This is a genomic window from Pseudomonas sp. LRP2-20 (assembly GCF_024349685.1).
Taxonomy (GTDB): Bacteria; Pseudomonadota; Gammaproteobacteria; order Pseudomonadales; family Pseudomonadaceae; genus Aquipseudomonas.
This window is the reverse complement of record NZ_AP025944.1, coordinates 3,626,868-3,642,927: the sequence shown is the minus strand read 5'-3', so window position 1 is coordinate 3,642,927 and position 16,060 is coordinate 3,626,868. Positions and strand designations below refer to the sequence as shown.

13 protein-coding genes are annotated in these 16,060 nt (G+C 64.4%); 5 read left to right on the top strand and 8 right to left on the bottom strand.

All coding sequences use genetic code 11. The annotated features are described in order from the left end of the window. The first annotated feature begins 109 nt into the window (after nucleotides 1-109). Complete coding sequence (locus OCX61_RS16215) at nucleotides 110-856, top strand: SDR family oxidoreductase (RefSeq protein ID WP_261940422.1); 747 nt, start codon at nucleotides 110-112, stop codon at nucleotides 854-856. Between the two features lie 10 nt (nucleotides 857-866). Here OCX61_RS16215 and OCX61_RS16210 read toward each other — a convergent pair whose 3' ends face one another. The 5 genes from OCX61_RS16210 to OCX61_RS16190 all read right to left on the bottom strand — a co-directional run bounded on the left by OCX61_RS16210 (nucleotide 867) and on the right by OCX61_RS16190 (nucleotide 7,869). Then, nucleotides 867-2,930, bottom strand: a complete 2,064-nt coding sequence (locus tag OCX61_RS16210) for a PAS domain-containing protein (RefSeq protein ID WP_261940421.1) — start codon at nucleotides 2,928-2,930, stop codon at nucleotides 867-869. Between the two features lie 63 nt (nucleotides 2,931-2,993). Beyond that, on the bottom strand, nucleotides 2,994-4,631 hold the full coding sequence (locus OCX61_RS16205) for a PAS domain-containing hybrid sensor histidine kinase/response regulator family protein (protein ID WP_261940420.1): 1,638 nt from the start codon (nucleotides 4,629-4,631) through the stop codon (nucleotides 2,994-2,996). A gap of 56 nt (nucleotides 4,632-4,687) precedes the next feature. Continuing rightward, on the bottom strand, nucleotides 4,688-6,097 hold the full coding sequence (gene mapR, locus OCX61_RS16200; protein WP_261940419.1) for a GntR family transcriptional regulator MpaR: 1,410 nt from the start codon (nucleotides 6,095-6,097) through the stop codon (nucleotides 4,688-4,690). A gap of 39 nt (nucleotides 6,098-6,136) precedes the next feature. Continuing rightward, nucleotides 6,137-7,507: a cytochrome c oxidase accessory protein CcoG gene (ccoG, locus tag OCX61_RS16195; RefSeq protein ID WP_261940418.1), complete on the bottom strand. Its 1,371-nt coding sequence runs from the start codon at nucleotides 7,505-7,507 to the stop codon at nucleotides 6,137-6,139. Nucleotides 7,508-7,629: 122 nt separating this feature from the next. Then, nucleotides 7,630-7,869 (bottom strand): DUF3203 family protein, encoded by a 240-nt coding sequence (locus OCX61_RS16190; protein ID WP_261940417.1) that lies wholly within the window; start codon nucleotides 7,867-7,869, stop codon nucleotides 7,630-7,632. A gap of 257 nt (nucleotides 7,870-8,126) precedes the next feature. Between OCX61_RS16190 and OCX61_RS16185 the strand changes: the two genes are divergently transcribed. Further along, nucleotides 8,127-8,645, top strand: coding sequence for an MgtC/SapB family protein (locus OCX61_RS16185; protein ID WP_261940416.1), 519 nt, complete (start codon nucleotides 8,127-8,129; stop codon nucleotides 8,643-8,645). A gap of 532 nt (nucleotides 8,646-9,177) precedes the next feature. Here OCX61_RS16185 and OCX61_RS16180 read toward each other — a convergent pair. The 3 genes from OCX61_RS16180 to OCX61_RS16170 all read right to left on the bottom strand — a co-directional run bounded on the left by OCX61_RS16180 (nucleotide 9,178) and on the right by OCX61_RS16170 (nucleotide 11,499). Then, nucleotides 9,178-10,077: a hydroxymethylglutaryl-CoA lyase gene (locus OCX61_RS16180; protein WP_261940415.1), complete on the bottom strand. Its 900-nt coding sequence runs from the start codon at nucleotides 10,075-10,077 to the stop codon at nucleotides 9,178-9,180. A gap of 14 nt (nucleotides 10,078-10,091) precedes the next feature. Beyond that, nucleotides 10,092-10,490, bottom strand: a complete 399-nt coding sequence (locus tag OCX61_RS16175) for a MerR family transcriptional regulator (RefSeq protein WP_027920364.1) — start codon at nucleotides 10,488-10,490, stop codon at nucleotides 10,092-10,094. Nucleotides 10,491-10,620: 130 nt separating this feature from the next. Continuing rightward, nucleotides 10,621-11,499 carry a helix-turn-helix domain-containing protein gene (locus tag OCX61_RS16170; RefSeq protein WP_261940414.1) on the bottom strand — a complete coding sequence of 293 codons (879 nt, stop codon included), beginning with the start codon at nucleotides 11,497-11,499 and terminating at the stop codon, nucleotides 10,621-10,623. 129 nt (nucleotides 11,500-11,628) lie between these two features. On the opposite strand from OCX61_RS16170, the gene pobA reads away from it, so the two are divergent. The 3 genes from pobA (at nucleotide 11,629) to OCX61_RS16155 (ending at nucleotide 15,880) form a co-directional block, all read left to right on the top strand. Continuing rightward, nucleotides 11,629-12,816 carry a 4-hydroxybenzoate 3-monooxygenase gene (gene pobA / locus OCX61_RS16165; RefSeq protein ID WP_261940413.1) on the top strand — a complete coding sequence of 396 codons (1,188 nt, stop codon included), beginning with the start codon at nucleotides 11,629-11,631 and terminating at the stop codon, nucleotides 12,814-12,816. 309 nt (nucleotides 12,817-13,125) lie between these two features. Continuing rightward, entirely contained in the window at nucleotides 13,126-14,928 is a 1,803-nt protein-coding gene (gene ggt, locus OCX61_RS16160; protein WP_261940412.1) for a gamma-glutamyltransferase, read from the top strand. A gap of 70 nt (nucleotides 14,929-14,998) precedes the next feature. Continuing rightward, nucleotides 14,999-15,880: a LysR substrate-binding domain-containing protein gene (locus OCX61_RS16155; protein WP_261940411.1), complete on the top strand. Its 882-nt coding sequence runs from the start codon at nucleotides 14,999-15,001 to the stop codon at nucleotides 15,878-15,880. The last annotated feature ends 180 nt before the right edge of the window (nucleotides 15,881-16,060 follow it).

The following is a 16,060-nucleotide window of genomic DNA, read 5'->3' as shown; positions in this document are numbered from 1 at the left end:
CATCGGACCGATCGGGAAGCGACATAGTTTGTCAAGACGTGACGGTCATTCCATTGCCAAGGTTTTTCACCTATTGTCGAACCTCCGTCCCTGAATGATCGGCCGCTCTATGGAGAAAGTCATCGTCATCACCGGTGCCAGCCGTGGCATCGGCGCCGCCACCGCCTTGCAGGCCGCCCGCGAGGGCTACCGCATTTGCATCAACTACCACGCCGACGACCAGGCCGCCGAGCACATCCTCGCCCAAGTCCGCGCCCTCGGCGCCGAAGCCATCACCGTGCGCGCCGACGCCAGTGTCGAAGACGAGGTGATCCAGTTGTTCCACCGCGTCGACCAGGAGCTCGGCCCGGTGACCGCGCTGGTCAACAACGCCGGCACCATTGGCCAGCAAAGCCGCGTCGAAGACATGTCCGAGTTCCGCTTGCTGAAGGTGATGAAGACCAACGTCGTCGGCCCCATGCTTTGCGCCAAGCACGCCTTGCTGCGCATGGCTCGCCGCCACGGCGGGCAAGGTGGCGCGATCGTCAATGTGTCCTCGCTCGCCGCACGCCTGGGCTCACCCAACGAGTACGTCGACTACGCCGCCTCCAAAGGCGCGCTGGATACCTTCACCCTCGGCCTGGCCAAGGAAGTGGCAGGCGAGGGCGTGCGGGTCAACGGCGTGCGACCGGGTTACATCCATACCGGTTTCCATGCCCTCTCCGGTGACCCCGACCGCGTGACCAAGCTCGAGCCCGGCTTGCCCATGGGGCGCGGCGGCCGCGCCGAGGAAGTGGCCGAGGCGATCCTCTGGCTGCTGTCGGACAAGGCCTCGTACTCCACCGGCAGCTTCATCGAACTGGGCGGCGGGCGCTGAGCGCTGCCCGTCAGGGCAGCTCATCCGCCAGCAGCTGGCGTACCCGTTCGGCCAGCGCTTCAAGCTCGAACGGCTTGGTCAGCACGCTGGTACCTTGCAGCAGCTGGCCATCGCTGAGCGCCGCGCTCTCGTCGTAGCCGGTGATGAACAGCACTTTCAGCTGCGGATGCAGTTGCCGGCACCGCTCTGCCAACTGGCGGCCATTGAGGCCGCCGGGCAGGCCGATATCGCTCAGCAACAGGTCAGGTTGCTCGCACTGCTGCATGTGCGCCAGCGCTGTAGCGCCATTCTCGAAGGCCTGGACCTGATAGCCCAGTTCTTCCAGCACTTCGGCGACCACCAGGCGCAGCGCCGCCTGGTCCTCCACCAGCACGATGCGTTGCCCGCCCGAGCTGCTTGCCAACGGCTTGCGCGCAGACGGCTGGGGGGCCACAGCGGGCTGCTCGTGGTACCGCGGCAGGTACAGCTCGACCCGTGTGCCCTCGCCGGGCGACGTGAGCAAGCGTAGCTGGCCACCCGACTGGCGCACGAAACCGTAGGTCATCGACAACCCCAGGCCGGTGCCCTGGCCCATGGGTTTTGTGGAGAAGAACGGGTCGATGGCCCGTGCCGCCACGGCGGCGCTCATGCCACAACCGGTGTCGGCCACGCTCAGCCGCACATAGTCCCCTGCGGCGATTTCGAGCGGGCGTGCCTGCTCGCTGTGGAGGCTGATGTTGTCGCCCTCGATATCGATCGTACCGCCGCCGGGCATGGCGTCACGTGCATTGATGCACAGGTTGAGCAGGGCGCTTTCCAGCTGCGGCGGGTCGATGAAGGTCGGCCACAAACGGTCGATGAAGCGGCTGCGCAAGGTGATGGAAGGGCCGATGCTGCGGCGCACCAGCTCTTCCATATCGTTGACCAGGGCCGCCACCTCGGTCGAGCGCGGCTGCAAGGTCTGCTGGCGCGAGAAGGCCAGCAACCGATGCACCAGCGCTGAAGCCCGTTGCGCCGAGCCACTGGACAGTTCCAGCAAAGGCTCAAGCTCTGTGTAACGCTGCTGGCCGAGGCGTTGCTGCATCAGCTCCTGGGCGTTGATGATGCCGCCCAGCAGGTTGTTGAAGTCGTGGGCGATGCCGCCGCTGAGCTGGCCCACGGCCTCCATCTTCTGCGCCTGGCGCAGCGCCTGCTCGGCCTTGGCCAGGCGCTGTTGCTCCTGGACCCGCTCGGTGATGTCGTAGGCAAACAGATAGGCGCCTTGCACGCTGCCGTCCTGGTCGCGCAAGGCGTTGAAACGCAGCTCGTAGTGGCGTGAGCCGAACGCACCGATTTCGGTGAACTGTTCGCCTGCCAGCGCCCGGTGCCACATTGGCATGATCAGCGTATCGCCTGTGAGCTGACATTGGTTCACCACTGTCGGCAGGTGTTCACCGACTTCGGGTGTGTGGCCGTACAAGGCATGGAAGTCATGCTTGGCCTGGCGATTGACGGCTAGCCAGCGCATGTCGCTATCGATCACATGCACATTGACCACGCTATGGTCGATCAGCTCGGCAAACAGGCGGCGCTCGGCCAGGGCCGCGCTGACCCGCTGCTCGAGCTGTTCGTTGAGCTGTTGCAGGGCCAGCTCGGCCTTGCGCCGCTCGGTGACGTCCTTGAACAGTACCGCGACCTGGCGGCGCTCCGGCGGCTCCACGCGGAAGGTGGTCACCGACAGCACATGGCCGGTGGCGACCAGCTCCTGTTCGAACTGCAACGGTTCGCCCGTGCGCAATACCGCGCCGTAACGGGCGACCCAGTCGTCAGCTTCGTCGGGCACCATTTCGCGCAGCGTCTGCCCGACCACGTTGGGGATGCCGGCATGCTTGGCATAGGCGGCGTTGGCGAGGACATGCACATAATCGCTGAGCGGGCCATGGGGCCCGTCGAAGAACTCGATGATGCAGAAGCCTTCGTCCATGGTGTCGAACAGGAATCGATAGATATTCTGGTCTTGAACTTCGTGTTGCAGCAGCTGTGTCTCCAGCTGCGCATTACGCTGGCGCAGGGTTTCGATTTCCTGGCGCAGGGCGAGCAGCTCGCGGTGGGGCATGGCGATGTCCGACAAAAGCGAATCGTCAGACTTTACCTGTACGCAACGCGGGCGCATAGCGGGCTACGGCGGCAAGCGCCGATTTTCCAGCAACTGGGCGACGTGCTGGTTGAGGGCCGCGAGCTCGAACGGTTTGTACAGCACGGCGCAGTGCCTGCCAGGGCTGATGTCGACCCGGTTGCTGGCATAGCCGGTGATGTACAGCACCGCAACGGTGCCGGGCAGCTTCTGGCAGGCTGCTGCTATCTGGTAGCCGTCGATGCCGCCCGGCAGGCCGATATCGGTGATCAGCAGGTGCGGGCGCACGCCTGCGTGCAGCGCCTCCAGTGCGCAGCGGCCATCGCTGAAGGCATGTACCTGGTGCCCTTGATCCTCGAGCACCTCGCTGATCAGCAGCCGCAGGGTGTCCTGGTCTTCCACCAGCATCACCACCTGTGGGGCTGCGCGGGGCTGCTCGCCTGGCGCTTGTGGCTGCATGCTGGCGTGTTCGGCGGTGTCGCAGGAGGCCCGTGGCAAGTAGAGGTGAACGCAGGCGCCTTGCCCCGGCTCGCTGACAATGCGCAGTTGCCCGCCGGACTGGCGCACGAAACCATACACGATCGACAGCCCAAGGCCCGAGCCGTGGCCTAGCGGCTTGGTGGTATAGAAGGGCTCGAAGGCTCTCTGCAGCACCTCGTCAGGCATGCCGACACCGTTGTCGCAGACACTGACATGCAGGTAGGCGCCGCCGGGCAGGTCCAGCGCGCGTGCCTGCTGCTCATCGAGTTGGGCGTTTTCACTGGCGATGTAAAGTGTGCCGCCCAGCGGCATGGCGTCGCGGGCATTGATGCACAGGTTCAGCAGTGCGTTTTCCAGTTGGTGCGGGTCGATCTGCACCAGCCATTGGCCGCTCTGAGTCTGGTCAAGGAAGGTGATACGCGCATCGAGCGAACTGGCAATCAGCTCGCGCATGCCGGCCACCAGCTGCTGCACGTCCACGGCCTGTGGCACCAGTGTCTGCTGGCGCGAGAAGGCCAGCAGGCGCTGCACCAGCGCGGCGGCGCGCTGGGTGTTGTGCCGGGCGATGCCAAGCAACCGGGTGGTGTCGTGGTAGTGCCGTTCGGCCTGGCGCTGCTCGGCCATTTCCAGGGCGCCGGATATACCGCCGAGCAGGTTGTTGAAGTCGTGGGCGATGCCACCGGTCAACTGACCGACGGCTTCCATCTTTTGCGATTGGCGCAGGGCCTCTTCAATTTTGCGCACGCGCTCTTCTTCGGCGATGCGCTCGCTGATGTCGTAGGCGAACAGGTATCCGCCCTGGATCCGCTGTTGGGCGTCGCGCAAGGCGTTGTAGCTGATTTCGTAGTGGCGCAGGGCGTCGGCCGGGCCGAGGGCGATGATGTCGGTGAACGCCTCGCCGGCAAGCACGCGTGGCCACACCGGCTCCAGCCATTTTACGATGTCGGGCTGGTTGGCGATGAACTGTGGAATGTAGTCGCCCACCTGCGGCACGAAGCCGCGCAGGCGTTTGAAGGTTTCCTGGGCGGTGCGGTTGATCGCCAGCAGCCGGAAGTTGCGATCGGCTGCGAACACGTTGGCCTGGCTGTGGTCGACCAATTCGCCCAGCAACCTGTTGTTGGCCTGGGCCTGGTCGATGCGTTGGGCCAGTTCCTGCATCTGTAGCGGGGAGGGCGTGGAGGGCGACACATCATCAGCTGGCATGGAAGCATCCTGCGTGTGAGTCGCCCAACTATAGCCGCACTTCGTCAGGCCTTCTTTCAGAACGAGCGGATGATCCGGCCCAGGGTTTCCATGGCGCGTTCGGCGCCCTCGTTCCACGGTGTGCCGTAGTTCAGGCGAATGCAGTTGCCGAAGCGCCGGGTTGGCGAAAAGATCGGCCCTGGCGCAATGCTGATGCCTTGGGCCAATGCCATGTGGAACAGCTTGAGGGCGTCCATCTGTTCGGGTAGTTCCAGCCACAGGAAGTAGCCGCCGGAGGGCTGGCTGACGCGGGTCTGCGCCGGAAAATGGCGGGCGATGGCCGCCAGCATGTTGGCCTGCTGCCCCTCGAGGGCGTAGCGCAGCTTGCGCAGGTGGCGGTCGTAGCCACCGTGTTGCAGGTAGTCGGCAATGGCCGCCTGGGCCGGCATCGAGGCGCACAGCGAGGTCATCAGTTTCAGCCGTTCGATTTTCTGCGCGAAGCGCCCGGCGGCTACCCAGCCGATGCGGTAGCCCGGTGCCAGGCTCTTGGCGAACGAGCCGCAGTGCATCACCAGGCCTTGCGTGTCGAAGGCCTTGGCCGGTTTCGGGGCCTGTTGCGCGTAATACAGCTCGGCGTAGACATCGTCCTCGATCAACGGCACCTGATGACGGCGCAGCAGCTCGACCAGGGCCTGCTTCTTGGCCTCGGGCATGCTCGCGCCCACCGGGTTCTGGAAGTTGGTCATGCACCATACGGCCTTGACCGGGTGCTTTTCCAGCGTCTGGGCCAGTACTGCCAGGTCCATGCCCTCACGCGGGTGCACCGGGATCTCCACGGCCTTGAGCTTGAGCCGCTCCAGCACCTGCAGGCAGGCATAGAAGGCCGGCGCCTCGATGGCGACCAGGTCGCCGGGTTCGGTGACGGCCTGCAAACACAGGTTCAGGGCTTCCAGCGCGCCGTTGGTGATCAGCAGCTCCTCCATCGGCAGCATCAACCCGCCGACCATGTAGCGCAGGGCGATCTGCCGACGCAGCTGCGGGTTGCCCGGCGACAGGTCGGTGACCACCATGCGCGGGTCCATGGCCCGGCTGGCACTGGCCAGCGAGCGTGACAGGCGCTGCAGCGGGAACAGTTCAGGGCTGGGGAAGGCCGAGCCGAACGGCACGGTGCTCGGGTCCTTGATCGAATCGAGGATCGAGAACACCAGGCCGCTGACGTCCACCTCGGTCGATTCGCTGAGCGGTTCCAGCGCCTGCGGTTCGCTGAACTGGCGCGGAGCATGGGCGTTGACGAAGTAGCCCGAGCGCGGCCGCGCGCGGATCAGCCCGCGGCGTTCGAGCAGGTAGTAGGCCTGGAACACCGTGGACGGGCTGACGCCGTGGGTCTGGCTGGCGTAGCGTACAGAAGGTACGCGCTGGCCTGGGCCGAGCACCCCGGAGCGGATCAGTTCGGCAATGTCGTCGGCAAAGCGTTCGTAGCGTTTCATGGGGGCTCGGCAGGCAGGGTGAACAGTCAGTGTAAGGGATCAGCGGTTCAGTGGCGCCACGAAGCGGCTGCGCGCCACGCTGCGCACGACAGGCTGGTCGCTGTCGCGGATTTCGAAGGCCAGTTCCTGTGAGCTGCTGGCCGGGCGCGCGGCCAGCATCGCCACCGACACCGGCAGCTCGCTCATTTCTCCGGCCGGGATACTGAACTCGGTGTTGCCGTGCAGTTCGAAGCCCTCGGCATCGAGCAGGCGCAGGCGGTAACGCTGGGGCTGTGCGGTCTTGTTGATGACCTTGAGCAGGTAGATGTTCTCGATCTGACCTTGGGCGTTCTCGCGGAACAGGCCACGGTCCTTGATCACGTCCAGCGACACCATCGGGCGCAACTGCAGGGCCGCCACCAGGGCGCCGACCATCAGCACCAGGGCAGCGACGTAGCCCAGCAGGCGCGGGCGCAGCCAATGGGTGGTGCCGCTTTGCAGGCTGTGCTCGGACTTGTAGCCGATCAGGCCGCGTGGGTAACCCATCTTGTCCATGACGTTGTCGCAGGCATCGATACAGGCCGCGCAACCGATGCAGGCCATCTGCAGGCCGTCGCGGATATCGATGCCGGTGGGGCAGACCTGCACGCACAGGGTGCAGTCGATGCAGTCACCCAGGCCCTGGGCGCGGGCATCGCTGCCTTTCTTGCGCGGGCCGCGAGACTCACCGCGGCGCGGGTCGTAGGCCACGGCCAGGGTGTCCTTGTCGAACATCACGCTCTGAAAGCGCGCATAGGGGCACATGTGCAGGCACACCGCCTCGCGCAGCCAGCCGGCATTGATATAGGTGGCGGCGGTGAAGAACAGCACCCAGAACAGTGCCGCGCCACCCAGTTGCAGGGTGAACAGTTCATGGGCCAGTGGGCGGATCGGCGTGAAGTAACCGACGAAGGTCAGCCCGGTGAGCACGCCGATGGCGAGCCACAGGCTGTGCTTGAGCGTGCGCCGGCCCAGTTTGTTCAGGCTCCACGGCGCGGCGGCCAGCTTGATGCGCTGGTTGCGGTCGCCTTCGGTGACCTTTTCGCACCACATGAACAGCCAGGTCCAGGTGCTTTGCGGGCAGCTGTAACCGCACCATACCCGGCCTGCATAGACGGTGATGGCGAACAGGCCGAAGGCACAGATGATCAGCAGCGCCGAGAGCAGGATGAAGTCCTGCGGCCAGAAGGTTGCGCCAAAGATGTGGAACTTGCTGTCGGCCAGGTCCCAGAGCACCGCCTGGCGACCGTTCCAGTCAAGCCAGGCGGTGCCGAAGAACAGCACGAACAGCGCGCCCGCAAAGGCGATGCGCAGCGTGCGGTACAGGCCACTGAAGCTGCGGGTGTGGATGCCATTGGCGGCAATCTGGAGGGCATGGATACGGTCGGTCATGGCGTCGGTGCTCTTCTGGCCTCGATCAGGCACGAGCACTATGACCCCCGAACTGTTTTCAGCACAGGCTCAGGTCAGACGATAAAAACCATATCAGATTGCTTCCAATTGTGTCGCAAGCCTTAGATCAGCGAGCCTGGTGTACTGGCCTTGAGGTGCCTGCGGCTATCCACCGCACCTGCCACAGTCAGCGCGTCGGCTTCGGCTTCGGTGATCGGGAAGCGCTCGCCAGCGAGGATGGCCACGGACATGCGCAGCTGTTTATCGGTGACGATCTCGATTTCCGGGCCTTTGCCTTCGATGCGCAGCTTGTCGCCGATCAGGGTGCAGCGTTGAGTGCTTTCTTCGACTTCGATGGGCATGGTGGTGTCCTCCGGGGGCGGTGGTTACAGGTTGTGACCACAGTTGCAGGGAGGTTGCTGCATCGGCGTGCCGGGTGGGCACTTTGCGGTCTGTGCAAGGGTCAACTTTATCAGGCGCCAGGGCTGGCCTCTTCGCGGGTAAACCCGCTCCCACAAGTACCGCACAGCATTCAGGGCTGCACAGTACCTGTGGGAGCGGGTTTACCCGCGAAGAGGCCGGCACACATACAACATCTCTTCAGCACGGAACCTGATTCATGGAAATCATCTGGCAAACCATCCAGGCCGAATTCGCCGACATCACCAATGAACGCGAGGTCATCCAGATTCTCGTACGCCTGTTGATGGCTGCGGTGCTGGGCGCCGTGCTGGGTTTCGAGCGCGAACACAAAGGCAAGTCCGCTGGGGTTCGCACACACATGCTGGTGTCCCTGGGTGCGGCATTGTTCGTGCTGGCACCGAGCATGGCCGGTGCCGATCAACAAGCCCTGAGCCGTGTGACCCAGGGTATCGTCGCTGGTATCGGCTTTCTCGGTGCGGGCACCATCCTCAAGGGTAACGGCCAGGACACCAGCCATGTAAAAGGCCTGACCACCGCTGCGGGGCTGTGGATGACCGCTGCCATCGGTACCGCTGCAGGCATGGGGCGAGAAGCCACGGCACTGATCAGCACGGTGCTGGCGCTGTTGGTGTTGGGCACGATGCCGCTGCTGGTGGAGAAGGTCGAAAGGCAGGACGAGGAGAAGCAGAAAGAGGAGGAGGGCAGGAAGCACTGAGGGGAGCCGAAGCTCCCCTCAAAGCGTTGTTGCCTGCTCTTTTTTTATTATTGAGGCCGGCCTTTTATTGTTTTTGTAGGCTAGCCTTGGTGTCGCGTGCGACCCCCATCCGGGGTCAAGAGCAAACGTATTTTTTTGAGCGCTGACCTGCTTTCATCCAGTGGATCCGAGCCTGACTGCCGCTACCTGCAGGTAGTTTTATTGTTCTGTGTCAGTCCGCGGGGCGAACCCCTGAAAAGCCTGTCGACTCCAAAAAAATCTGCTTGCTGCGCCTCTGCCGTGTTGTTCTTGTTATGTCAGAGCCGTTACATGTTGTTTTTATTGGTTGTCGCGTTTTTCTTGTTGTTGTACCAAACATATAGCAGGTGCCGTGCCAACTTTTGAAAAGCCTTTAAAATCAAGGCTTTGACTGATGATGGCAAAATCGGGTGGCCTGAAATTCTGTCGATTTGTTTCCCTGTTACCCGATTTTTTGCTGGAAGCTGTGGGGGAGGTAACACTCACCCACACTCATGTGACACCTGCATGAAACTCATTGTGCACTGCGTGCACGTGCCACCCGCGAACCGTTGGCCCGGCCCAGCACAGCGCTGATGCGCTGCCCGGCGGCGATCAGCCGGTCGAGGTCGATGCCGGTCTCGATGCCCAGCCCCTGCAGCAGGTACAGCACGTCCTCGGTGGCGATGTTGCCGGTCGCGCCCTTGGCGTAAGGGCAGCCGCCCAGGCCGGCGACCGAGCTGTCGAACACACTGATGCCTTCGAGCAGGCTGGCATACACGTTGGCCAGGGCCTGGCCATAGGTGTCGTGGAAGTGGCCGGCCAGTTGCTCGCGCGGTACCACGGCCGACACCACCTCGAACAGCCGACGGGTATCACCGGCCGTGCCGGTGCCGATGGTGTCGCCCAGCGATACCTCGTAGCAGCCCATCTCGTGCAGGGCCTTGGCTACCGGTGCTACCTGCTCGGCGCTGACCTTGCCTTCATAAGGGCAGCCCAGCACACAGGAAACGTAACCGCGCACCCGCACGCCGTGGCTGCGCGCGGCTTCCATGATCGGCTCGAAGCGCTGCAGGCTTTCGCTGATCGAGCAGTTGATGTTGCGCTGGGAGAAGGCTTCGGACGCGGCGGCAAACACCGCCACTTCCTTCACCCCGGCCGCCAGGGCGTCCTCGAAACCACGCAGGTTGGGCGCCAGTGCGGCATAGGTAACACCGGCACGCTGCTGGATGCCGGCGAACACGTCGGCCGAGCCTGCCATCTGCGGCACCCATTTGGCTGAAACGAAGCTGCCGACCTCGATGTAGCGCAGCCCGGCCTCGGTCAGGTCGTCGACCAGGCGCACCTTGTCGGCGACGCTGATGGGCTGGGCTTCGTTCTGCAGGCCGTCGCGGGGGCCGACTTCGACCAGGCGGACTGTTGCGGGCATGGGCATGGTGGGGGTTCCTGTCAGCGTTTGTCTTTGTTGTTCAGGGTGGCGGCCAGGGCCTGTTCGCAGCGCTCCTGGGCGGTGTCCAGTTCCAGCTGCATCTGGTGGATGTCGAGCATCTGCTGTTCAAGCTGGGCGCGGCGCTCGGCGATCTTCGCCAGCATGCTGTGGAGCTGCTTGAGGTTGCCGCTGCTGGGATCGTACAGCTCGATCAGCTCACGGCATTCGGCCAGCGAGAAGCCGATGCGCTTGCCACGCAGGATGAGCTTCAGGCTGACCTTGTCACGGGCCGAATAGATGCGCTCCAGGCCACGTCGCTCGGGGCTCAGCAGGCCCTGTTCCTCGTAGAAGCGGATGGCGCGGGTGGTGATGTCCAGTTCGCGGGAGAGGTCTGAGATGCTGTAGGTCTGGCTGCTCATGCTAGGGCTCGGCGTGGGGTATGCCAGTATCCTGAGGGCAGGTTGACGTATACGTCAAGCAGCTGTGGCGCTGCTGATGGCCCTTTCGAGGCGTCGAACCGCCGCGAAAGGGCCGGCGCAGCCAAACAGATCAGTCCGGCTGCACCGCACGTCGGTAAGCATTGGGCGTCTGCCCGCTCAGGCGCTTGAAGAAGCGGGCGAAGTAGGTCGGGTCGCTGAAGCCCAGGCTGTCCGACAGCTGGCCGATGCTCATGCGCGTATAGATGAGGTTGCGCCGTGCTTCCAGCAGCAGGCGCTGGTGGATCACCTGCAGCGCGGTCTGCCCGCTGAGGGCCCGGCACAGCTGGTTGAGCTGCAGGCTGGGGATGTTCAGGCGTGCGGCGAAGTCTTCTACCGAAAGGTGTTCGCGATAGTGCGCCTCGACCAGCCGCAGGTACTGCCCGAGCAACTGCCGGTCACGCTCGTCCCGGTTGCGCGGAGCCTGCCCCAGTTGCTGGCGGCGGCTGATCCACACCATCAGCGCGGTTACCAGCGCTTCCAGCATGGTCGCCCGCGCAGGTGCGTTGCCCTGGTATTCCTGCTGCAGCGTTTCGATCAGCCCGCGCAGCTGGATGCGGTCTTTGCCCAGTGGGTAACACGCCGCTTTCGCCAGCACCCTCAGCGGCGTGCCCAGGCGCTGTTCGAGGTCAGCCACCAGGGCGGTGCCGAAGGTCAGTACATGGCCCTGGATATCGGCGCTGAAGCGAAAGCCGTGCACAGTCAGCGGCGGCACCACCTGTATGGCGGCCTCACCAATGGTGCTGCGCACGCCCTCGATTTCCACTTGGGCCTCGCCGCGCTGCACATACAGCAACTGGAACAGCTCGGCGTGCTGGTGTGGCTTGATCTCCCAGTGGTGCAGGCGGCTGCGTGCCGGGATCGACTCGCAATGCAGCAGATCGGTGCCGGGCCAGTGCTGGTTTTCGCCATATAACTGGAACAGCGGGACGCCGGGAAGAGTGGATCTCATGTCGTGATTATCTGTCCGTTAATCGAACGGTTTTTGTAAAAGTGCATTTTTTGCATTGGATATCACAGCTAATTGGCGGTTATTGCCAGTAAAAATGCAAGGGCTAAACCCAATAACGAGATAAAAACAATGAACACTCAGGTTGCAATCATCGGCGCCGGTCCGTCCGGCCTGCTGCTCGGCCAGTTGCTGCACAAGGCGGGCATCGACACCGTCATCCTCGAACGCCAGACCCCCGAATACGTACTCGGCCGCATCCGCGCCGGGGTGCTTGAACAAGGCACCGTCGACCTGCTGCGCGAAGCCGGCGTCGCCGAGCGCATGGACCGTGAAGGGCTGGTCCATGAAGGCGTCGAGCTGCTGGTCGCGGGGCGTCGCCAGCGCCTGGACCTGAAAGGCCTCACCGGCGGCAAGACGGTGATGGTCTACGGCCAGACCGAGGTCACCCGTGACTTGATGCAGGCCCGCGAAGCCAGCGGTGCGCCGATCATCTACTCCGCCAGCAACGTGCAGCCGCACGAACTCAAGGGCGAACGGCCCTACGTGACCTTTGAAAAGGACGGCCAGGCCCACCGCCTGGACTGCGACTACATCGCCGGCTGCGACGGCTTCCACGGCGTATCACGCAAGAGCATCCCCGAAGGCGTACTCAAGGAGTACGAGCGGGTCTACCCGTTCGGCTGGCTGGGCATGCTGTCCGATACCCCGCCGGTCAACCACGAGCTGATCTACGCCCACCATGCGCGTGGTTTCTCGCTGTGCAGCCAGCGCTCGCAGACGCGCAGCCGCTATTACCTGCAGGTACCGCTGGATGAACGGGTGGAAGACTGGTCCGACGAGCGTTTCTGGAACGAGCTCAAGGCGCGCCTGCCCGAAGACGTGGCGCAGCAGCTGGTCACCGGGCCTGCGCTGGAAAAGAGCATCGCACCTCTGCGCAGCCTGGTGGTCGAGCCGATGCAGTACGGCCACCTGTTCCTGGTCGGCGATGCCGCGCACATCGTCCCGCCGACCGGTGCCAAGGGCTTGAACCTGGCGGCCTCCGACGTCAACTACCTGTACCGGATCCTGGTCAAGGTGTACCGCGAGGGGCGCACCGATCTGCTGGAGCAGTATTCGCCGCTGGCCTTGCGCCGGGTCTGGAAGGGTGAGCGTTTCAGCTGGTTCATGACTCAGCTGCTGCATGACTTTGGCGAGCACAAGGATGCCTGGGACCAGAAGATGCAGGAGGCTGACCGCGAGTACTTCCTGACATCGCCGGCGGGGCTGGTGAACATTGCCGAGAACTATGTGGGGTTGCCTTACGAAGAGGTGGCTTGAGGGCGCGAGGGTACGGCGATAGAGGTTTGGCGCCTGTTAGATCGAGCGCCGCCCGCGCGGCGCATCGCGAGCTTTGCTCGCTCCTACGTTTGTTTCGGGCAAATTATTTCTGTGGTTTTTGCGCGCGAACGCTTTGACGCATGGCGCGATATAGCGTCGTACAAACCAGGCGGTCGCGCGCGTTAATCACGGGTACACTGGCCCGAAACAAACGTAGAGCGAGCAAAGCTCGCGATGCGCCGCGCGGGCGGCGCTCGATCTCGCAGACGCCGAAAACCTTTCGGCGAACACCCGAAAGGACGCACGCCAATGCCCCGCCCCCCCTCATTCCTGAAAACCCTGATTACCGCCCTGTGCCTGACTACCGCCAGCGCCACAACTTGGGCCGACCAGATACTCCCCACACCACCGGAGCTGGAGTCCGGCTACCGCAGCGCCCTGCAGCCGGTGCACGCCAGCCGGCACATGGTGGCGGCCGCCAACCCGTTGGCCAGCGAGGCCGGGCGGGCGATGTTGCGTGCCGGTGGCAGCGCCATCGATGCGGCGATCGCCATGCAGATGGTGCTGACCCTGGTCGAACCGCAGTCCAGCGGCATTGGCGGCGGCGCTTTCATTCTCTACTGGGATGGCCAGCGCGTGCAGGCCTTCGACGGCCGCGAAGCCGCACCGGCCGGGGTGACGGAAAGGTTGTTCCTGCAAGCAGACGGATCGCCCATGCCGTTTCGCGCAGCGCAGATCGGCGGGCGCTCGGTAGGGGTGCCGGGCGTGCTGCGGGCGCTGAAACTGGCCCATGATCAGCACGGCAAGCTGCCATGGAAGGACCTGTTCGCGCCGGCCATCGCCCTGGCGCGCAATGGGTTCGCCGTGTCCGAACGGCTGCACACGCTGGTCGCGGGTGACCCTTTCATCGCCCGCTCGCCGACCATGGCGCGTTACTTTCTGGACGAGCGTGGCGAGCCGCTGGCCGTTGGTACGACCCTGCGCAACCCTGCGCTCGCACAGACCTTCGAACGCATTGCGCAGCAGGGCGTCGATGCTTTTTACAAGGGCGAGATTGCCGAAGCCATGGTGGCTGAAGTGCGTCACCACGCCAATGCCGGGCAGTTGTCACTCGAGGATTTGCAGGGTTACCGGGCCAAGGTGCGCGAACCGGTCTGTGGCCCGTACAAGGCCTGGAACATCTGCGGCATGCCGCCACCGTCGTCCGGCGGGGTGACCGTGTTGCAGACCCTGGGTATTCTCGACGCCCTGCAGCACACCTCGGCGCAACGTGACCTGGCCCGCTTGCCGCCGCACCAGGTGCCCTCCGTGGCAGGGCTCGAACCCGCGCCGCAGGCCGTGCACCTGATGGCCGAAGCCGAGCGCCTGGCCTACGCCGACCGCGCCCTGTTCCTCGCCGACAGCGATTACGTGCCGGTGCCGGTCAAGGCGTTGCTCGACCCGGCCTACCTCGCCGAGCGCGCCAAGCGAGTCGGCGAGTTCAGCATGAAGCACGCCCGCCCGGGCACCCCGCAGGGTGCCAACCTGGCGCTGGCGCCGGACCGCTCGCCGCTGCGGATTTCCACTTCGCACCTGTCAGCCATCGACGACAGCGGCCAAGCCCTGGCCATGACCACGTCGGTGGAATCGGCGTTCGGTTCGCACCTGATGGTCGGCGGTTTTTTGCTGAACAACCACCTGACCGACTTTTCCTTCCTGCCGGCGGAAAACGGCAAGCCCGTGGCCAACCGGGTACAGCCGGGCAAACGCCCGCTGTCGGCGATGGCGCCAACCCTGGTGTTTTCGCGTGCCTCCGGCGAGCTGGTGGCGAGCCTCGGCTCCCCCGGTGGCTCGCAGATCATCGGCTACGTGAACAAGGCGTTGATCGGCCTGCTGGACTGGCATCTCGACCCGCAACAGGCAGCCAACCTGCCTAATTTCGGCAGCCGCAATGCCGGCACCGAAGTGGAGGCCGGGCTGGTCAGCCCGGCGCTGAAGCGCCAGCTGGCTGCCTGGGGCCATGAGGTCACGCCAATGACCATGACCAGTGGCTTGCAGATCATCCAGCGCACCCCCGGGGGTTGGGCCGGTGGCGCCGACCCACGGCGCGAAGGGGTGGCGCTCGGCGACTAGCCCGTCGCATTGCCGGGCCAGGGTTCGCATGGTAGAAGTCAGTCTTGTCATTCAGGCGTTGAATACCAAGATGTCCATCAGCGTTAAATCGAATAGAGCCCTGTTCGACCTCGACCTGTTGCGCGCCATTGTCGTGGTGGCCGATTGCGGCAGCTTCACCACGGCCGCCGCGCGCCTTCACTCCACCCAGTCGACCATCAGCCAGAAGGTGCGCCGCCTCGAAGACATGGTCGGCCATCGCCTGCTGGTGCGCGGCAACCGCGACGTGCTGCCGACCGACGCCGGGCAGACCCTGCTCGGTTACGCCCGGCACATGCTGGCGCTGAACGACCAGATGCTCGAAGCCCTGGCCGGGGCCATGGTCGGGGTCACCGTGCGCCTGGGCGTGCCCGAGGACTTCGTCGGCGGGCGCACCACCAATGCGCTGTCGGCATTCAGCCGCTTGCACCCGCAGGTCAAGCTTGAAGTCACCAGCGGCCTGTGCCGCGACCTCAGCCAGGCCTACGACAACGGTGAGCTCGACCTGGTGCTGCTCAAACAGCGGCGCAATAGCCGCGAGGGCGTGGCCTGCTGGCCCGAGCGCCTGCAGTGGATCGACAGTGCGCGCATGCCGGCATTCGAGCTCGACCCGATCCCGTTGGTGACCTTCCCTCCGCGTGGGTTGTACCGCGAAGACATGATCAGTGCCATCGAAGGCATGGGCCGGCGCTGGCGCATCAGCTTCACCAGTTCCAGCCTGAGCGGTATCCAGGCGGCGGTGGCCGACGGCATGGGCATCAGCCTGTTGCCGCCCCGGGCGGCGACTGGCGAGCACCGGGTGCTGGGGCAGGCGCAGGGCTTGCCGGAGGTGGACAGCTACGAGATCGTCATCGTGCACAAGCCGACGGCGGATGTGATGGTCAAGGACCTGGCCGGGGTGATGTCGCAGTTGCTTGAGGGCGGAGGCATATAACGGTTTATTGTGGCAACTGTCTTGCGCCATTTCTTAAAGCTGGCGCGATCCTTGTGGGAGCCGCGCTTGCCGGCGATGGGCCGCAAAGCGGCCCCCGCAATTTATGCAAAAGCCTTGAAATCGTGGGGCCGCTTTGCGGCCCATCGCCGGCAAGCGCGGCTCCCACAGGTACAGCGCATG